Consider the following 17,965-nt stretch of genomic DNA (forward strand, 5'->3'; position numbering starts at 1 on the left):
CCTAGATCGGTGTGTAACCGAAGTTGACGGTCCACTGTCGAACAACATTAATGAACACGCTCCACTGACCACTAACCAGCGCCAGCCCCACGATGATGAGTGCTACCCCGCCAATGAGTTGGATAGTGCGCGAGTGCCGCCGCAGCCACCCAACACCGTGCATCGCCTTCGCCGACCCCAGGGCAACCACTAGAAACGGCAGCCCAAGCCCCAGACAATACGCGATGATGAGGAGCACGCCTCGGGCCGCCGTCATCCCAGCAGTGCCCGCCGACACCGAGATAATCGCTGCAAGAGTGGGACCCAGGCAGGGGGTCCAGCCAAGCGCAAACACTCCGCCGAGCAGCGGGGCGCCGATCCACGTGGATAGGCGCTTCGGCTGCATACGGGTATCCCTATCCAGCGCCGGAACCATTCCCATGAATGCGAGCCCCATCACGATGGTGACGATGCCACCGATACGCTGCAGCAAATCCTGATTCAAAGTCAACGCAGATATCGCACCGAACACAGTAGCTGTGGCCAGGACAAACACCACGGTGAAACCGAGGACGAACAAGCTGGCAGCGCCAGCAACACGCCACCGCCCCCGCTTCGCGACGACCGGCCCCTGCTTCTCATCCAGTTCCATATCGCTGCCCACAACACCGGCAAGATAGGACATGTAGCCCGGGACCAAGGGCACCACGCAAGGACTGGCAAAGGAAACCAATCCTGCTATTGCCGCAACAAGCATACCGAGCAGAAGAGGCCCACTAGCAGCGACTTCGGCAAATTGTGAACCCATCTACGCCTCGTCGATAAGCGGCAGGGTGACTTCTAAGACATCCTTGGCCGTGACCTCGCGGAGGAACACCGCGGCTGGGCGATGGTGCTTGTCAAGCACGATAGTGGTCGGAATAACCGAGGCAGGCATTCCACCCAATGCGGCGGCGGTCTTGAACGGTGGATCGTACAGCGACGGATAGGTCATGCCGTTGTCCACCATGAAGTCGCGAGAAATTTCCCGCTGGTAATCCTTCACGTTCACGCCGAGGACAGTACCTTTACCGGTTTCCTGCAGTTTCTCATGCACTTCTTGCATATCATCCGACTCGGAGCGACATGGTCCACACCATTGCCCCCAGGCGTTCAGCACCACGACCTGGCCTTCATAGTCCTTGAGATTGATGGACTGGCCGTCCGCAACCCCCTCGCCGGAGAATTCCTTGACCGGCTTACGCTCATCCTGCGGATAAGTAATGTCAGTCTGACCTCCCGGCGCGATGAAGGTGAAAGTACCGCCAATAGCAACAGCGTCTTGTCCGGCGGTGTCACTACTTGAGCAGCCCGCCAGGGACAGCGCCAGGCAGGCTGCGATAACTGCGCGCTTCATTTAGATCCCCTGCGCCGGCTCGGAATAGTACATGTCGGTGATCTGATCGTCCTGGAAGACCAGGGAAGTCAGGGAGGCGAGTTCACACTGGCGCATCGCCGGGTTGTGTGCCAGGGAGAGGCCTTGGATACTGCGCTGGATCATCACGATCGGCAGCTGGTGCGTCACCATGACGGCTTCGTGCCCTTCGGCGGCTACGCGACCTCGCTCAATGGCGTCCATCATGCGGGCTTCGATGACATCGTAGTGTTCTCCCCAGCTGGGCAAGGATGGGTTCTTCATCAATGGCCAGCGCACTGGGTTCCAGAGCTGCGATTTCCAGGACTTCACCCGCAGCCCTTCGTAGCGGTTGCCCGCCTCGAGCAATGCCTTATCAATGTCCACATCTAGCCCCAGCTCGCGGGAGAGCGGAGCTGCAGTTTCCTGGGCACGCTGCAGCGGAGAAGCCGCAAGGTAGGTAATGTCATGATCCTTCAGGGCCTCGGCTGCAGCAGCCGCCATGTCATGACCGCGGGAGCTTAAGTGGTAGCCGGGCAGCCGCCCGTACAAGATGCGATCCGGGTTGTAGACCTCACCGTGCCGCAGCAAGTGAACGATAGTGGTGCTCATGAATTAAGAGTCCTTCTTTGCTGCGGCAGCTGCCTGAGCTGCCGGGATGAGGGCGGCTTCGATGCGCTCGAAGTCATTGTCAGTCAGCGCGCTAGAAACGAACCAAGTCTCAAAGGCACTTGGGGATCCGAACACACCGTTATCCAGCAGGGCGTGGAAGAAGCCCGGGAAGCGGAAGGTGTCCGCTGCCTTCATGTCGGCGAAATTATGGCCCTCGCCCTCGGCGAAGCGAATGGACAGCATGTTGGAGGCGCGCTGGATGTGGTGAGCCACGCCCTCGCGGGTCAGCGCCTCAGTAAATAGGCCGGCAAGACGGTCCGCGTTAGCGTTCACAGTCTCATACACCTCCGGGGTAGCCAGCTGCAGGGACTTCATTCCGGAAGCCATGGCGACCGGGTTTCCCGACAGCGTACCCGCCTGGTACACGGGACCGTTCGGCGCGAGGTATTCCATGATGTCCTTGCGTCCACCGAACGCAGCAGCAGGAAGACCACCAGAGATGACCTTGCCGAAGGTGGTGAGGTCACCGGCAACCTTATCGACGCCAAACCAACCGGAGTATGAGGTGCGGAAGCCTGTCATAACCTCATCCATGATCAGCAGCGCACCGTGCTCATGAGCGATGTCCTTCAGACCCTGGTTGAAGCCCGGCTTCGGGGCGACAGTGCCCATGTTCCCTGCAGCGGCTTCGGTGATCACAGCAGCAATCTCGCCGGGGTGCTGCGCGAAGGCTGCGCGGACAGCCTCGAGATTGTTGTACTCCACGACGATGGTGTCACCCGCGGCGGCACCCGTCACGCCCGGGGAGTCCGGCAGGCCAAAGGTGGCCACGCCACTGCCTGCCGACGCCAAGAGTGCATCCACGTGACCGTGGTAGCAGCCGTCGAACTTGATGATTTTCGGGCGACCAGTAAAACCACGTGCCAAGCGCACTGCAGACATGGTGGCCTCGGTGCCGGAGTTAACGAAGCGCACTTCATCCACGCTGGTACGGGCCACGACCATCTCCGCGAGTTCTACCTCACCGACGGTCGGAGCGCCATAGGAAAGGCCGTTGACGGCGGCGTCCTGAACGGCCTGCACGATCTCCGGGTGTGCGTTACCCATGAGCATCGGTCCCCAGGAGCAGAAGAGGTCGACGTATTCGTTGCCGTCGACGTCGATAAGCGTGCTGCCCTTCGCCTGCTTGATGAAGCGGGCTTGACCGCCGACGGAGCCGAACGCACGGACCGGCGAGTTCACTCCTCCCGGGGTGAGGGCTAGAGCGCGGTCAAACCATTCGGCCGACTTCGCGGTGTTTGCTGAGGTAGGCACAGACATATCGATTCCTTAATGTGAAAATTTCAGGCCGATGACGCCACCGAGGATCATCGCAATAAACAGTACCTTGAGCGGCGATACCGCCTCCTCGCCGGCGACGAAGGCGTAAGCAACGGTGAGCGTAGCGCCCATTCCGACCCACACCGCATAGGACGTGCCGACCGGAAGCTGCTTCATCGACCACGCCAACCCACCCATCGAAAAGGCGCAGGCCAGCACAAAAACGATGCTCGGAAGCAACCGCGTAAACCCCTCAGAACGCGACAACGCCACAGCCCACACTGCCTCAAAACAGCCGGAAAGAATCAGAATGAGCCAAGGCATGACGTCCTCCAAGTTCGCGCAGCTTATAGCGCCCTACCCTATCCAAAAGTTGTAGACGCGGGCAAACGCGGGGCAGCCGTGCGCATCCACGAGACAACATCAGTGATTAAATTCTCATTCGCTAGGAACTTTTGCAGCCAATAATTTAAATTTGACGATAGATATATAACACACCCAGCCGTAAGGCTGTCCCACATCACACGCGATACCCCAAGGACGCACAAGTGAAGACCACCCTAAAAAATCGCGGCAGCAATGGCCGTTACTGCCACCGCAGCAATGAGCCCCGTCCCCGCAGGCGCACAAGCTCCTGAGACCACCACCGAGGACGAGTTAGCACCTCAGATATCCCAGTTGCGACATCCTTCCGAACGGGACATCTACGATGTCGACACCTCTAACTGGGACTTCACAGAGCCCGGCATGAACAAAAACAGCATCGACAACCACTACTACGAAGACAAACTCCCCACCGACGATCCAAAGCCGGAGATTATCGAAGGACAAATGCGCTCGGATCGCATGGACATTCCAGGCGAAGTGGACAAAAAAGAAGCCGACGAAGCAGAAATACAAGAAGCACACGAATTAGGCATCTACCCAGCAGGCGAACAACCCCGCGTTAACACCTTGGCCGCCGATAACTGCCGATCCTACTGGCCCACCACCCACCAGGTCTGCGGAGCCATCCGATTTTGCAACAAAACTGGCAGCAGCTCACGAAAAGACTCCCAACAACCCAACTGAATCGAAGCTGATGGACGAGTTCAATAACATTACCGGAATTCACACCGGACTTCGCAACGATGGCAACCCATCCGAAATCCAGTCTGTCTGCCTCGGGTACGCTCAAACTGCAAAAGTCACTGTTGATCCTGCTGCTGAATTTCCGAACTCCACCGCCAATAGCCTAATAATTTTGCACGAATGAATTCCCTTCCGCACCCCCCATTTCCTTCCGGGAAAAACCGGATATCCAAACAACACAGTTCTTCGTTTCTCAGGCTACTGAACATCCTCGACTGGGGAACGCTGGCCTTGTTTGTGCTGCTTTCAACCGTACTCACGCTACTTGCAGGAGACTGGAATCTATTCGGACACAATATTGATGATTCTCATAGGGTAATAGCCTTCATTGGGGCGGGTTTATTTCTAATTCCAGGAGTTGGCTACTGTGTGCTGCGAAATTTTTCCAATGCTAGGCACCAACCACCCGCACTGTCACGATTGACCATTTTGACCTGTATCGCCGGTTTAATCTGCACCATACTTTCTTGCATGTGGCATTCTCGAGACTTTAACAACTCACAGAACGAGCTCGTTCAAGCTATTAGTGACATACAAAGTAGAGGAACAGGGTGGCGCGAAGTGTACGGTTTCGAATCACCAAGAAACATCGGCCGTCTTGAGATATTTTCGATTGAATATACACGAGAAGGGCAAATTATATTTATCGATGCCGATCAATCTGCCTTATTTTCAATTTCTGGATGGATCTACAACGAAGAAGCGGACGTCCTACCATTGGAGTCATTTCGTGTTAATCACATAACTGGATCTTGGTACTCCTTTGACGCGGACTAGCTAAATTCCGGAGCATTCGATTAACCGTGAATAAAGTAAAGCCTCCGATGAAGCGCTTTGCCGTCTCGGGACGCTAAGCACCAAATCGACCAGGCGTAGTGAAATCTGAATAGCAAAAATACTGGCAATTCGACCTGCCATAGGACGTCCGATTGCCCAAGCAGCCGGCAACGACGCCGTCGACGCCAACGAGTCCGGCCACACGGACACCACCCCCGCGCACGCAGCCGTAATGTTGGATAGATCGACGTAGGAGCACAGTAATCCGCCTGTTCGTATTTTGGGTGCGCAACTAGTCTCGGTACAGGCTCTAGAGGCCTGGCTGGTACAAAATGTAAGCTGCGGAACATTATCTTCCGCGAACCAAGACCTTACGGACGAACTACTAATGAGTGTCAACGCTGCTACCATGTGCCGCACCATCAAACTCGATGTCACCATCTTCCAGGCTGAAGCCGTCCCAGTGCCTGTTACCTGTCCCTTACGCTTCGCGAAGGGCAAGCTTCGTGCTCACATCACCGATGAACTTGACGATCTGCCTGTGGTGGGATTCCTCACCCGCCTGCGCCTACGCGTCTCACGGTTCACTTGCTCCAACGCGTGGCAAGAGATCGAATGAGTGTACCCGCCACCACAAAGCCCTGGGACAGGGTTGGGAATTGGTCGACAAGAGCCAATGTTGATGTCTGCAGTGAGGCTCTCGATGACAGCCCCAGTCACTTCAAGCGAGGTTAAGGGTACTCGGGATCGATGAACATGTGTGGCGACACACCCATCAGCCCGGTGAGCCATCCGTCCTATGGCACCGTGCTGTTAGATCTAACCTCAGTAATGGATTGCACCGGCCCGCCATGCCGTGAGACATAGTGCGAGGAAAACACTGACGGGCGCGTTCTAAGGGCCAATGCATCACTGCCACTATGTCTCAACGTACATTCATGAATTCAATGGATTCAAGGCTCTTAAATTCCACTTGAAAGGGTTTGGGAGATGGATTAACTTCCGAGACAACGGCCCTGTCCAGTTAGACACTAATCAACCGCCCCGCGGCCGCCCTGGCCCCCGCAATGACGGCCGGCACACCCACGCCATCGGCCCAGGCACCGGCAACCTCGATACCGTCAACGCCTGACAGTACCTCGCGTACGGCCGCCACCGTGGCCAAGTGGGTTTCGTCATAACATGGCAGCCCACCGAACCAACGCTGCACAAAGATCTCCGATAGGCCTGCTGCGCGACCATCGAATCCTGTGATCGCCTGCAGGTCATCCAAGGCATAGTCCACAAGGTCATCCTCGGAGGCACGCACGATGGCATCGTCCCCGAATCGTCCGAATGAAGCCCGCACGAGGGCGCCACCCCGCTCGGCTAGGTGCGGCCACTTCTTGGAGGACAACGTAAACGCCTTAGCATGCACTCCCGGCTCATCCAGCGCAATGAGGATGCCGGAGTTGTCTGGCAATCCTTCTGCGGAGTCGAACTTCATGCCCACCACGGCAGAAGATGCGAGCTTCACCTTCTTCAACTCGGCAGAAGCCTCCGGAGCCACGGTGCGCAGCTGCGCTGCTGCGGTCGGTGCCGGGGTAGCCACTAAGACGCGATCAAACGCGCCCTCGGCCTTCACCAAGGAGAACCCACCGGATACACGCTTAATCTCAGAGATGAACGCATCCAGGTGAATCCGCGCACCGGACTGCTCGGCCAGTTCCTCGTACATCTGGGCGTAGCCGTCCTGGAATGCCCCGAATACAGGCTTCGGCGCAGCAGTATCGGCAGCCTTACGCATGGCGGCACGCGCCTCGTCCAGCTTGGCGACGGCCCCGGAAAGAGTCACCTTCTCCCCAGCCGCCACCATCTTGTCAAAAGTCACCGCCAACTGTGGCACGGTCGCCCGGATGCCCAGGTCATCCGCGCTGCAGGAATACACCCCGCCCAGCAGGGAAGACACCACGTGATCGACCACGTCATCGCCGTAACGCTCCCGCACCAGCTGACCTACGGACATATCGCCACCCGGCTGCCAGTCGATGCCCGGCTGGTCGCTCTCGGCGTCGATACGCGCGGCAGTCTCAGCAGAGATCAAACCGTCGAGGCCCTCTGAAGTGGCGGGGATGCCCATGGCACCGCCCATCGGGATCGGATGCAGGGATCCCCCGCAATAGACGAGGGATTTCAGACCGGAGGGGCTAACGATGGCGTCGCCAAGACCGAGCTGCGTGAAGAAGTCCACGGCGTCCTTGCGGAAGGCCAGGAACGCCTCGGCCCCCATATCAGTGCGACCGGATTCAAAGGGGACAGTGTAGAGCTTGCCGCCGATGCGCTCGTCGGCCTCGAAGACGTCGATCTCGGCGTCTGGATCAAGCTGGCGCAGCTCATAAGCGGCGGTGAGTCCGGCAAGACCTGCGCCGATGATCGCGTACTTCATGGAAATGATCTCCTAAGAGTGAATAATCGAAACAGCTTCGGTGATGGCTTCCGGCGCGGTGTTCGGCAACACGCCATGCCCCAGATTAAAGATGTGCCCAGTGGCGTCCCCGACGGCAATCGCGCGGGCAGCTTCATCCTTGATCCGCTGGATCTCCTTAGTGAGCACGCTGGTGCCCGCGAACAGGATCGCCGGATCAAGATTGCCCTGCAGCACCTTCGCACCATTCTCACGGCGGATGCGCTCAGCGGCCTGATCCAGCGGCACGCGCCAATCTACACCCATGACTTCAGTGCCAGCAGAGCCCATCGCAGCCAGCAACTCTCCGGTGCCGACGCCGAAGTGGATGCGTGGAATCTCCTTAATAGATGCCAGGATCTCGGTGGAGTACGGCAGCACAAACTCGCGGTAATCGCGCTCAGTGAGGTAGCCCGCCCACGAGTCGAACAGCTGCATCGCGTCAATACCGGCATCCACCTGCGACTGTAGCCACCCGATGATCGTCGGGGTAAGGCGCTGCATCAGCTTGTGCCAGACCTCCGGCTCGGCGTGCATCATCGCCTTAGTCCTCTCATGATTCTTGCTCGGCCCGCCCTCAATCAGGTAGCTCGCCAAGGTGAATGGCGCTCCCGCGAAACCGATCAGGGCTTGACTGTCAGTCAGCTCGTCCAGGATGATCTGGATGCCCTCGCGCACCTCGGTCACCTCACGGTCCAAGATCGGCAGCTTATCGACGTCCGCTGCCGTGCGAATCGGGTCCTTTAACACCGGACCTCTACCAGGAACAATATCGATATCCAGGCCCGCCGCCTTCAGCGGCACCACAATATCGGAGAACAGGATCGCCGCATCCACATCGTGGCGACGCACCGGCTGCAGCGTAATCTCCGCGAGCAACTCCGGCATGAAACAAGAATCCAGCATCGGAATCCCCTCGCGCACCTGGCGGTACTCCGGGAGGGAGCGGCCGGCCTGGCGCATGAACCACACTGGCGTGCGGGATGGGGTCTTGCCAGCGATGGCGTCGAGCAGCGGGGCGTTCTTCAAAGAGCGTCGAGTCATGGCTTCCATTGTGCCCGAATATCAACCAAAAGTTGTAATTCTAAAACTTCCGCACCTGGTTTGAGCGAGCTTCAATCATGAAGGTGAAGCCGATGGTAAACAAGGTAGCTGCCATGGGGTGCAATAGGCCGGCGACTGCTGCGGTGATGACCACTGCGTTGTATGCCCACGCAACCATCAGGTTGCGGTCGACGAGGGCAGAGATCCGACGTGAAAGCACCATCATCTCAGAGACCACGCTAACGTCCTCGCGCAGCAGCACGACATCAGCCTCGGGCACATCCAGGCTGATATTTGGATCCATCAGCACGCCCACATCGGCGACATGCAAGCATTCGCGAACTCCTAGGTCGCCGACCATGGCCACGTTGTTACCTTGCGTATGCACGTTGCGCACCGCAAGGACTTTCTTCTTCAGCGCGATGCCCGCCAGCACGCGGGACATGCCGAGGGTATCTGCTAGCCGACGAGCAACTGGGTACATGTCACGCGTGATCATGATGGTTTCAATGCCCATGTCCTCGAGGGAGCCAATGGCATCAACCGCATCCTCTTTGTTGTCTTGCCGCAGGGTGATTACGCCACGCGCCTGTCCCTTCCAACTGACCACGATCGGGATGCCGCCGCTCACCGCCACATTGGAGAGCCTGCTAGATAGCCCCGAAAGGTCGTGGGGTCGTACCAGAGTGGCCTCTACTTGGCGGAGTTCTACTTCACCGTCGGAGTTCTTCATCGGGATTTCGATGCCGCCAGCAAAGTTGCCGTCCTCCCGCAAGTGTGGGTGACTCACCTCGATCCAGTGCGGAATATCCTCGCCACCAGTGCCAGCATCGCGAGCCTCACGGGCCGCACGTACCAGTGCTTTAGCCGAGGGGTGGTCGCTTTCCATCGACAGTGCGCCAGCAACGCGCAGCACTAGCTCCGGATTCTCGCCCTTTGCTACGGAGATCGTCTCCACGAACATGTCTTGCTTGGTGAGGATGCCCACGCGGTTGAAGACCACCGCGTTCACCTCGTCTAGCTCACGAATCACCTCGGCATTACGGACGAGGATGCCGTGCCGGGCGGTCTGTTCGATACCAAGTTTCATGGCTACGTTCGTGGATAGTGCGAGCGCCATCGGAGCCACACCAGCGAGGATTGCCAGCGCAGAAGCTACCGCAGCATTGATGTTTGCACCGATCAACCACCACAGTAGAAAGTCCACCAGGGCGATTCCTAGCGCCCACGGCACCAGCAGCGAGGCAGTACGCGTGGCTAGCTGCGCCGAGCGGTTCTGATAATGGGAGGCCTCTTTGACCCACCGGTGGATCGCCGCAAGACGAGTCTGCGAGCCTGTCTTCTGCACTCGGATCTTCAGCGGACCGCCTAGCAAAAAGCTGCCGGCATGCACGTTGGAGTTCACCTTCACGCGCTCAATGATGCCCTTGAAGTTCGAGAACATCCCCGGCTGGATCTCAGCTGCGCCACCAATCACGCGGCCGTCTACCGGAATGGTGGAGCCGCCGGGGACGATGATGTCATCGCCAACCCGGATCTCCTGCAATGGGATATCCACGTGTACTGACTTCGAGGTCGCCGGGTCCTTGCGCACCACAGTGACGGTTTTCAGCTCACCCCGCAGGTTCGCGTTGTACTCATCCATCAGATCTGGGCGGGAACGACGGATAAACAGGCTTCCGAGCAGCATAAACACTGTCACACCGCAGGAAACATCGAGGAAGAACTCGCCCTGCGCCATCCGGTTGTAGTTCAGCGCTAACCATTGTGGCTGGAAGCGCCAGCCCGGATCACCGGCCGGGGTAAAAATCAAGAGCACCACGGACCACACATAGGCGGCGAGCACGGCGGCGGAGCTAGCGGCGTCGAGAGCAGACATGCCGCGGCGCAACCCACCGGCGGTAGCGCGGTGGAAGGGCCACGCGCCCCACGTAACCACCGGCGTCGCAAAGGCAAGACATGCCCATTGCCAGTATGGGAACTGCAGTTCAGAAATGTAGGAAAGCAGAAAGACTGGCAGGCTCAGCAGCGCGCTCAGCAGCAAGCGTCGCTTGGTCAGCAGCTCCTTGGCCGTAAACAGGACCTCGGTTGGTTCTTCCTCGTGCACCCGCACCAGCTGGGTATCGCGCAGATTTCCGGCGCGTCGTGCGGCAAGGTCCGTACGCTCCTCCGCTTTACGACGCCTCTTGCGTGGAAGCCGCGCCGCCCGCAGTGCTAGCTTCGTCTGACCGCTTCGCAGCGGAACAGGTCGGCGGTTTTTCTGGTTGAGGCGCTCCGCGCGGCGGCGAAGCGAAGCGTTGGTGAGGTTAGCTTGCACCCCGAATTCAGCAAAAACCTGAATGATTCGGTCGGGCATAATGTCATCCGCGGCCGTGATCCAGGCAGTGGCGGACTCATAGACCACCGAAGCGCGCACGCCAGGGATGTGCTCCAAGGCTTCCTCGATATCCGCCACATGCAAGGCAGACTCCAGCCCTTCCAGTTCCAGGGCAAAAGAGGTCGAAGCAGAGGCCTGTCGCCGCGCTAGGCGTACATGTGGCGACTCCTCGAGATCGTGGCCGCCACCAATGCCGACCTCGGCGGCAGCCTTCTTGGCTTCCGCAATGGCGGAATCCATCTGCTGTTGCGAGGAACGCAACTCTACTGGGCAATCAGGATGATCTACTTCACGTTCAGGCATGGCTACAACTCATCGTTGCGGTAGGCGACAAAATCATTGACACTCGGACGGTACAGCAATAGTGCACCGATCGTGAGCAGAATGGGAATCAGCGAGATCCCCACTCCGGCAGCCTTCACCGTGAACGCGATCAAATCCACGAATACGGTGATCACCACAACGCCTACCGTCCAACGCCGCGAGTATTTCGCACCCTTTCGCACCTGAGTCAGCAAAACAGTGATGATGAAGCCGGCGAATATGTTCCAGATTCCGATGACGCGCTGATTCGCTTCCACCGCCGCTTTAAACTGTGGCTCGACGTTCGGGTCACCGGTATAACCCGAGGTAGCCACCACGAGGCCAAAGAAGATAGCAAAGGCAGACACCACGACCAGCCACCAATATCCAACGCGCAGCGCCGTAGGCTCCGTCCCCAGGTTTGCGCTCGGGGCAGAAGAAACTGGTGCGTGCGGTTGCTCGCCTCCCCGGTGCATCGACGGGAACATGTTAGTCATGGTTGATCTTTAAGTCCTATCACTTCTCAGGGATACCGGCCCGCGCCCAGTCCACGGATTCCTTCTTGCCACCGAAGATGGCGGCCAGCACGGCGCATACCGCGACTAAGATTTGAACGTAGCCGTCACACAGCAACAGTGCCACCGCAACCCCACTACCTTGTGCCATTTCAAACACGAACAGGGCGCGGATTGCTAGGTAGACCCCAAAAACGGTGAGGAAGCGACGTGCTCCTTCCGCAGACTTGTTGCCATTGTGGAACACCTTGGCCGTCCACCCGATGACAGCCACGATGCCGATAGCCAACACTCCGGCCATGATCGCCGCCAAGGATGCCATCAGACTGAGCGTGGTATCCGAAACCTGACTGAGCTGCTCCGGTGTTAGCGATTCCCGCGCGGCGGCCTTGAGCTCAGAGGTATTGAGCAGACTCATCACCACGTTGAGCAACTGGTGCACAGTTTCAAAAGCAACCACCACGAGCCAGGTCTTGAAGGCAAGCTGGACAGACTCGGGACGTTCTCGGTTAGCTGCGGGTTGCGCAGCAAGCAGCTTCTCAGGCACAGACACCTTCTTAATAGTTGGCGCGCAGGATGCGTGCTGCGTCCACCGCGAAATAGGTCAGGATCTGATCAGCCCCGGCGCGCTTGAGGGACACCAAGGCCTCCATCAGGCAGGCATCGCCGTCCAGCCAGCCGTTAGCCGCGGCGGCTTTGATCATCGCGTACTCACCGGAAACTTGGTATGCCGCGACGGGCACGGGGGATGCCTCAGCAACGGCGCGCAGTACGTCGAGGTAGGGCAGGCCAGGCTTGACCATCACAAAGTCCGCGCCTTCGGCAAGATCCAGTTCCACTTCCAGCAGGGACTCACGAATATTCGCGGGATCCTGCTGATAGGTGCGTCGATCTCCTTCCAACGAGGATCCGACGGCATCGCGGAAAGGGCCGTAGAAGGCGGACGCGTACTTTGCGGAGTAGGCCATGATCGCCACGTCTTTAAAGCCAGCCTCATCTAGGGCCTCGCGGATCGCCTCGATCTGGCCGTCCATCATGCCGGACGGGGAAACAATGTGAGCACCTGCTTTGGCCTGGGCCACCGCCATCTGTTGATAGCGCTGCAGCGTGGCATCATTGTCCACCACGGTGCTGCCGAAACGGTCAGTTGTGAGGACGCCACAATGTCCATGGGAGGTGAACTCGTCCAAGCAGGTGTCTGCCATCACGAGGATATCGTCGCCAAACTCGGCACGGACGGCTGCGATTGCCCGGTTGAGCACGCCAGATTCCGCCCACGCCGGGGAGCCTACTTCGTCCTTATCAGAATCCAGTGGCACACCAAACAGGTCGATGCACTTAATCCCGGCTTCCTTGGCTTCGGCGATCGCCGCAAGGAGCGAGTCAAGGGTGTGCTGGACTACACCGGGCATCGATGCGATGGGGTTTGGCGCATCGATGCCATCTGCAATGAACATTGGCAGGATCAAGTCCGCTGGGCGCAGCGTGGTCTCAGCCACGAAGGCCCGCATCGCAGGATTCGTACGCAGCCTGCGTGGTCGGCGAGAAATGTGCTGGGACATGTAGATGAACCTTCCTAGTTGGATTCGGGCGCGTCCACAACCTTACGACGCGCCCGGCGCTTCTTTCGTGGCGGCGGGAGCTGCCCGGCGGCGCGAAGCCCGGCTACATGTTCAGCGAGCGCATCCACCAGTTCAGTCACTCCCGCAACCTCTGGCACTACATCTACTCTAAGCCCGAGTTCCTTCGCCGTGGTGGCAGCCATCGGACCGATGCAAGCGATAATCGTGCGCTGGTGCGGCTTACCTGCGATACCTACCAGGTTCGCGACGGTCGAGGAGGAGGTGAAGCACACTGCGTCGAAGCCACCCGACTTGATCATGTCGCGGATTTCCGCAGATGGTGGCGCCGCCCGGACCGTGCGATAGGCCACGATGTCATCGACTTCCCAGCCAAGACCGATCAGGCCGTCGACAAGCACGTCAGTGGCAATATCTGCGCGGGGCAGCAGCACCCGGCCGACGGGATCAAGGTCTTCATCAAATTCGGGGAACACGCTGACCAAACCAGCTGCATTTTGCTCGCTAGGCTTCGGCAGCAGCTCTGGGGTGATCCCCAAAGCGCTCACGGCTTCGGCCGTCTTATGCCCAACACACGCGATGTGGACACCCGCGAAAGACCGAGCATCCAAGCCGAACTGGGTGACTTTTTCCCACAGTGCGTGCACTGCGTTCACGCTGGTGAGCGCGATCCACTGGTAGCGACCCTCCACGATCCCCTTGATGGCCCGCTCCATCTGGGCGGGATTGCGTGGTGGCTCCACCGAAATCGTCGGCACTTCTTGCGGGATCGCCCCATGCGAAGCAAGCCGGGTCGACATCGGACCGGCCTGTTCCTTGGAACGCGGCACTAGGACTCGCCAGCCATAGAGGGAACGATTCTCCCACCAGGAGTACTTGGAGCGGTCGTCGACACCCTTGCCCAGGGTGATCACGATGCGGCCCGGGAGCTCACCGTCGATCTTGCCCAAAGTTCCCAGGCGGGTGTCGTAGGTGCGCTGCAGGCGGGTGGTGCCATTGACGGTGACCGTCGCCGGAAGGTCTGCGGACAGGCCACGGCTCTTGAGCTCTGCGGAGATGGTCGGCAAGTCGCCGGCCTCTGCTTGGAGGACTAGCGGCTGTGGCGCGGCGGCCAGGCTGTCCCAATCCACATCCCCGCGGGAGACATCGGTTTCGGTGTAGGTAGAACCGAGAGCGATGCCAGCGAAGGTCGGCACGGTAGCCGGGAGCGACATCCCTGGGACCACGTGGAATTCCAGACCAGCCGCGGACACGGCATTGATCTCGGCGAGAACGGTATCGCTAGAAAGCGGGTTACCAGTGACTAGACGGACAACGTTTGCCCCGTCAGCCACCAGCCGTGCCAGTTGCGCCGCACGATCAGCTGCACTACCGGCGACAACCTCGTACACCTCGGCAGCTGACGGCCCCGGTGGTTTCGGCGGTCGACGGCGCGCGCCGGCAGCCTTGGCTTCAGCGCATATGCGCTCGTATTCCTGGTCAAAAGCTTTCTGTTTCTCGGGCGGAATCGGCAGATCTTCGCCGACGATCGCCCGAACGCCTGTTAATACTGCGGGGTCAACGACGGCAAGCTCGGCGCCGGCGAGGACTTCGCGGGCGCGTACCGTAAGCAAGTCGGGGTTGCCGGGGCCGGCACCAACGAAAACGACGGTGCCTACTACTTCTTGCTTCTCAGCCTGTGGGGCCTTGCTCATGTATGTCTTTTCTAATACTCAGCTGTCAGTGCCGGGTAGGCAGACAAGTTACGCGAAACAACTTGTAAATCTAAACCGACCCCAATGCATTTGGGCTCGGCTCTCGTATGCTAGGTCAACCCTAAAGCATGCGGCCTGTTTTTCTAAAAATCCTTCGCCTGCATAATCTCAGCCGCTCCTAATTCGAGCAGCCGCTGTGCCAAGGTCTGGCCCAGTTCTTCGGCTTCTGCTACAGGCCCGCAGATCTGTTCCCGCAACACCTTGGTGCCGTCAAGTGAGAACACTCCTGCCACGAGGAGCAGGGAATCAGAGCCAGCCGAAGCATAGGCCGCCACCGGGGCGGTACAGCCAGCTTCTAAGGTGCGCAGTACTGCGCGTTCGGCGGTAGCCTCCGCGGTGGCCTGCGGATCAGCAAGCGTATTGAGCGCTGCGACGATCTCCGCGTCCTCGGCACGACACTCCACGGCAAGCGCGCCTTGGGCGGGGGCTGGCATCAACACGTTGACGTCCAGCACCTCAGTTGCCCGGTCTAGGACGTCGATACGCGCCAGTCCGGCGGCAGCGAGGATGACGGCATCCAGCTCGCCGGAAGTCACTTTGCCCATGCGGGTATCGATATTGCCACGGAGCGGTCGAATATCCAGGTCTGGGCGCTGTGCTCGTAGCTGGGAGACACGACGCGGCGCAGAAGTACCTACGCGGGCGCCCTCCGGCAGCTCTTTCAGGGTCAGGCGGTCTCGGGAGATGAGCGCGTCGAAAGGATAGGAACGCTTCGGAACCACTAAGTGGAAGCGCTCATCAGGCGCGGTCGGCAGATCCTTAAAGGAGTGCACTGCAATGTCGCACTCCCCTGCTACCATCGCATCGCGCAGCGCCTGGGTGAATACGCCTACGCCAATCCGCTCGACTGGGGACATGTTGACGTCACCTGGCGTGGTGATGATGGTGAGCTCAGCCGGGTAGCCAGCGGCAATGAGCGCATCGCGCATGTGGCCGGCCTGGGTGGTTGCCAGCCTCGAACCTCGGGTGCCGATTTTCAGCATCACTTCTCCCCTTGGGTTTGGTTGATTGACATTGCCATTTTGGGAACGTTCTCTTTCGGCAAATCCTTCGCTCGCACATCAACAGAGCGAGTAGCCTCCAGCCCGAACAGTTCCTGCAGCGCAGTTTCGTAGGAAACACTGCCTGAGGTGACCGCGAGTTCCTTGACCCGGACGGTCGGCTGGTGCAGCAGCTTATCGACGACCCGTCGCACCGCCCGCTCAACTTCCTCGCGGTCCGCCTCATCCATCGTCGGCGTCCTGGTACCCAGCCTTTCCAGCTCCACGGACATGATGTCATTAGCGTGGCGACGCAGCGCCGCAACAGCGGGCACCACGTTGCGCACCCGCTGTTCGGAGATGTAGTGCTGCAGCTCGCTATCCACGATCGCGCGGGCTTCCTTCTGGGCGCCCTTCGGATTCGTATCTTGTTCTTCGTGGAGACGCTCAATGTTGACTAGCTGTACCCCAGGGATCGCGGCCACCTCGTCATCGATGTCCCGCGGCATAGAGAGGTCTACCAGCATCAGCGGCATGCCGGTGCGAGGGACGTGCTGCGGTTCGATAGTGAAGGAATCGGCGCCGGTGGCAGAAATCGCCAAGTCAACCTCGCTGAGCGCGACGCTGCGTTCCTCAAAGTCTACGGTGCGCGCACTAATACCCAGGTCGCGAGAGCGTTCTGCGAGGACTTCAGCGCGGGACTTGGTGCGGTTGGCGAACACGAGCTCGCTAATGCCGAGTCGCCCCAAGTGGGACGCTGCGAGGGAGGACATCACGCCAGCTCCTAGGACGAGAGCACGCTTTCCTAACAACGGAGATTCCCCATCAGGGAGGCCCATGAGCTCTAAGGCGCGGGTGGTGGCAAAGCTCACCATGGAGGCGCCGGCATCATCGATGTCAGTTTCCGTGTGGACGCGCTTACCGGTGTGCAGCGCGACTTGGGTGAGAGAGTGCAGGGCTTGGCCCACAGTGCCGATCTCCCCGGCGCGCTGGTAGGCGGTGCGTACCTGGCCAATGATCTGTTGCTCGCCGACGACCATGGAATCAAGACCGGAGGCCACCGTCAGCATGTGCTCAGCGGCGGCGTCGGCATAGCGAACATAGAGATGGTCTCGCAGCACATCGATGTCCACGCCCGAGCGCTGGTGCAAAACCTGTACCACCTCGTTGACTCCGGTATGAAAGCTGTTCGTTACGGCATAAACCTCCACCCGGTTACAGGTGGACACGATCATGGCCTCTGAAAGGGAGGGTTGGTCGACTAGCGCCATCGAGGTCTCGTCGCGGACAGCGTCATCCATACTTACCTGCTCCAGTACCTTTACTGGCGCAGACCGGTGGGACATACCGACTACCAGTACGCTCACGCTTTTTACTCACCGCTTTCAACAGCTCTTCCGCCGAGGGGCAAAGATCGAACTTTTGATTCACCCCAGCTGGTCGAATATTCGATCTTTCACAGTAGCCCTAATGGAGTTGTCAAGCCAACCGCGACTAGTGTGCTCCCCCACATAGCTCGGCCGCGAGCTCGGCATTATCCACTTCCCAGCAGGCGAATTCATCGCCGTCGATAAGCACGACCGGCACGCGGTCACCAAACTCGGCCGCCAGGTTAGACTGGTCCACATCAACAACCTTGAGGCGCGCCCCAGCGGCCGCCACCACTGGCTCGATCTGGGATCGCACCCTTTCGCAGGAGCCACAGGTTGCCCGAACCATCAATTCCACCAGCACCGTCAAGTTCTCCTGCTTTTTGG

Annotated in this window: 17 protein-coding genes; 2 read left to right on the forward strand and 15 right to left on the reverse strand. The window is 59.2% G+C overall.

The features are described 5' to 3' along the window. Position 1: 1 nt before the first annotated feature. The 5 genes from WG915_RS05455 to WG915_RS05475 are packed head-to-tail and all read right to left on the reverse strand — an operon-like array spanning position 2 to position 3,628. Positions 2-787, reverse strand: coding sequence for a cytochrome c biogenesis CcdA family protein (locus WG915_RS05455; protein WP_339564363.1), 786 nt, complete (start codon positions 785-787; stop codon positions 2-4). Further along, positions 788-1,375: a TlpA family protein disulfide reductase gene (locus tag WG915_RS05460; RefSeq protein ID WP_339564364.1), complete on the reverse strand. Its 588-nt coding sequence runs from the start codon at positions 1,373-1,375 to the stop codon at positions 788-790. It abuts the gene before it with no gap. Further along, positions 1,376-1,984 (reverse strand): histidine phosphatase family protein, encoded by a 609-nt coding sequence (locus WG915_RS05465; protein WP_339564365.1) that lies wholly within the window; start codon positions 1,982-1,984, stop codon positions 1,376-1,378. Positions 1,985-1,987: 3 nt separating this feature from the next. After that, on the reverse strand, positions 1,988-3,304 hold the full coding sequence (gene hemL / locus WG915_RS05470) for a glutamate-1-semialdehyde 2,1-aminomutase (RefSeq protein ID WP_339564366.1): 1,317 nt from the start codon (positions 3,302-3,304) through the stop codon (positions 1,988-1,990). A gap of 9 nt (positions 3,305-3,313) precedes the next feature. After that, positions 3,314-3,628: a DMT family transporter gene (locus WG915_RS05475; protein WP_339564367.1), complete on the reverse strand. Its 315-nt coding sequence runs from the start codon at positions 3,626-3,628 to the stop codon at positions 3,314-3,316. 255 nt (positions 3,629-3,883) lie between these two features. Here WG915_RS05475 and WG915_RS05480 point away from each other — a divergent pair, with 255 nt between their 5' ends. Continuing rightward, a complete protein-coding gene (locus tag WG915_RS05480) occupies positions 3,884-4,375 on the forward strand; it encodes a hypothetical protein (RefSeq protein WP_339564368.1) in 492 nt (163 codons plus the stop codon). 1,225 nt (positions 4,376-5,600) lie between these two features. Further along, entirely contained in the window at positions 5,601-5,831 is a 231-nt protein-coding gene (locus WG915_RS05485; protein WP_339564425.1) for a hypothetical protein, read from the forward strand. Between the two features lie 405 nt (positions 5,832-6,236). Here WG915_RS05485 and WG915_RS05490 read toward each other — a convergent pair whose 3' ends face one another. From WG915_RS05490 to WG915_RS05535, 10 genes are all read right to left on the reverse strand, one after another. After that, on the reverse strand, positions 6,237-7,637 hold the full coding sequence (locus tag WG915_RS05490; protein ID WP_339564369.1) for a protoporphyrinogen oxidase: 1,401 nt from the start codon (positions 7,635-7,637) through the stop codon (positions 6,237-6,239). Positions 7,638-7,649: 12 nt separating this feature from the next. Then, the gene (hemE, locus tag WG915_RS05495; RefSeq protein WP_339564370.1) at positions 7,650-8,708 is read right to left on the reverse strand and encodes a uroporphyrinogen decarboxylase; all 1,059 of its coding nucleotides are present in this window, start codon (positions 8,706-8,708) and stop codon (positions 7,650-7,652) included. 31 nt (positions 8,709-8,739) lie between these two features. Beyond that, complete coding sequence (locus WG915_RS05500; protein ID WP_339564371.1) at positions 8,740-11,379, reverse strand: heavy metal translocating P-type ATPase; 2,640 nt, start codon at positions 11,377-11,379, stop codon at positions 8,740-8,742. 2 nt (positions 11,380-11,381) lie between these two features. After that, complete coding sequence (locus WG915_RS05505) at positions 11,382-11,876, reverse strand: hypothetical protein (protein WP_339564372.1); 495 nt, start codon at positions 11,874-11,876, stop codon at positions 11,382-11,384. A 19-nt stretch (positions 11,877-11,895) separates the two neighbouring features. Then, a complete protein-coding gene (locus WG915_RS05510) occupies positions 11,896-12,441 on the reverse strand; it encodes a hypothetical protein (RefSeq protein WP_339564373.1) in 546 nt (181 codons plus the stop codon). Positions 12,442-12,451: 10 nt separating this feature from the next. Then, complete coding sequence (hemB, locus tag WG915_RS05515) at positions 12,452-13,456, reverse strand: porphobilinogen synthase (protein ID WP_339564374.1); 1,005 nt, start codon at positions 13,454-13,456, stop codon at positions 12,452-12,454. Positions 13,457-13,470: 14 nt separating this feature from the next. Further along, on the reverse strand, positions 13,471-15,168 hold the full coding sequence (locus WG915_RS05520) for a bifunctional uroporphyrinogen-III C-methyltransferase/uroporphyrinogen-III synthase (protein ID WP_339564375.1): 1,698 nt from the start codon (positions 15,166-15,168) through the stop codon (positions 13,471-13,473). Positions 15,169-15,311: 143 nt separating this feature from the next. Next, entirely contained in the window at positions 15,312-16,214 is a 903-nt protein-coding gene (hemC, locus tag WG915_RS05525; protein ID WP_339564376.1) for a hydroxymethylbilane synthase, read from the reverse strand. Continuing rightward, positions 16,211-17,575, reverse strand: a complete 1,365-nt coding sequence (locus WG915_RS05530) for a glutamyl-tRNA reductase (protein WP_339564377.1) — start codon at positions 17,573-17,575, stop codon at positions 16,211-16,213. The genes hemC and WG915_RS05530 overlap by 4 nt, the downstream gene beginning before the upstream one ends. Positions 17,576-17,702: 127 nt before the next feature. Then, positions 17,703-17,927: a glutaredoxin family protein gene (locus WG915_RS05535; protein ID WP_339564422.1), complete on the reverse strand. Its 225-nt coding sequence runs from the start codon at positions 17,925-17,927 to the stop codon at positions 17,703-17,705. Positions 17,928-17,965 lie beyond the last annotated feature (38 nt).

The sequence above is a fragment of the Corynebacterium sp. H128 genome, from assembly GCF_037482625.1.
GTDB lineage: Bacteria > Actinomycetota > Actinomycetes > Mycobacteriales > Mycobacteriaceae > Corynebacterium.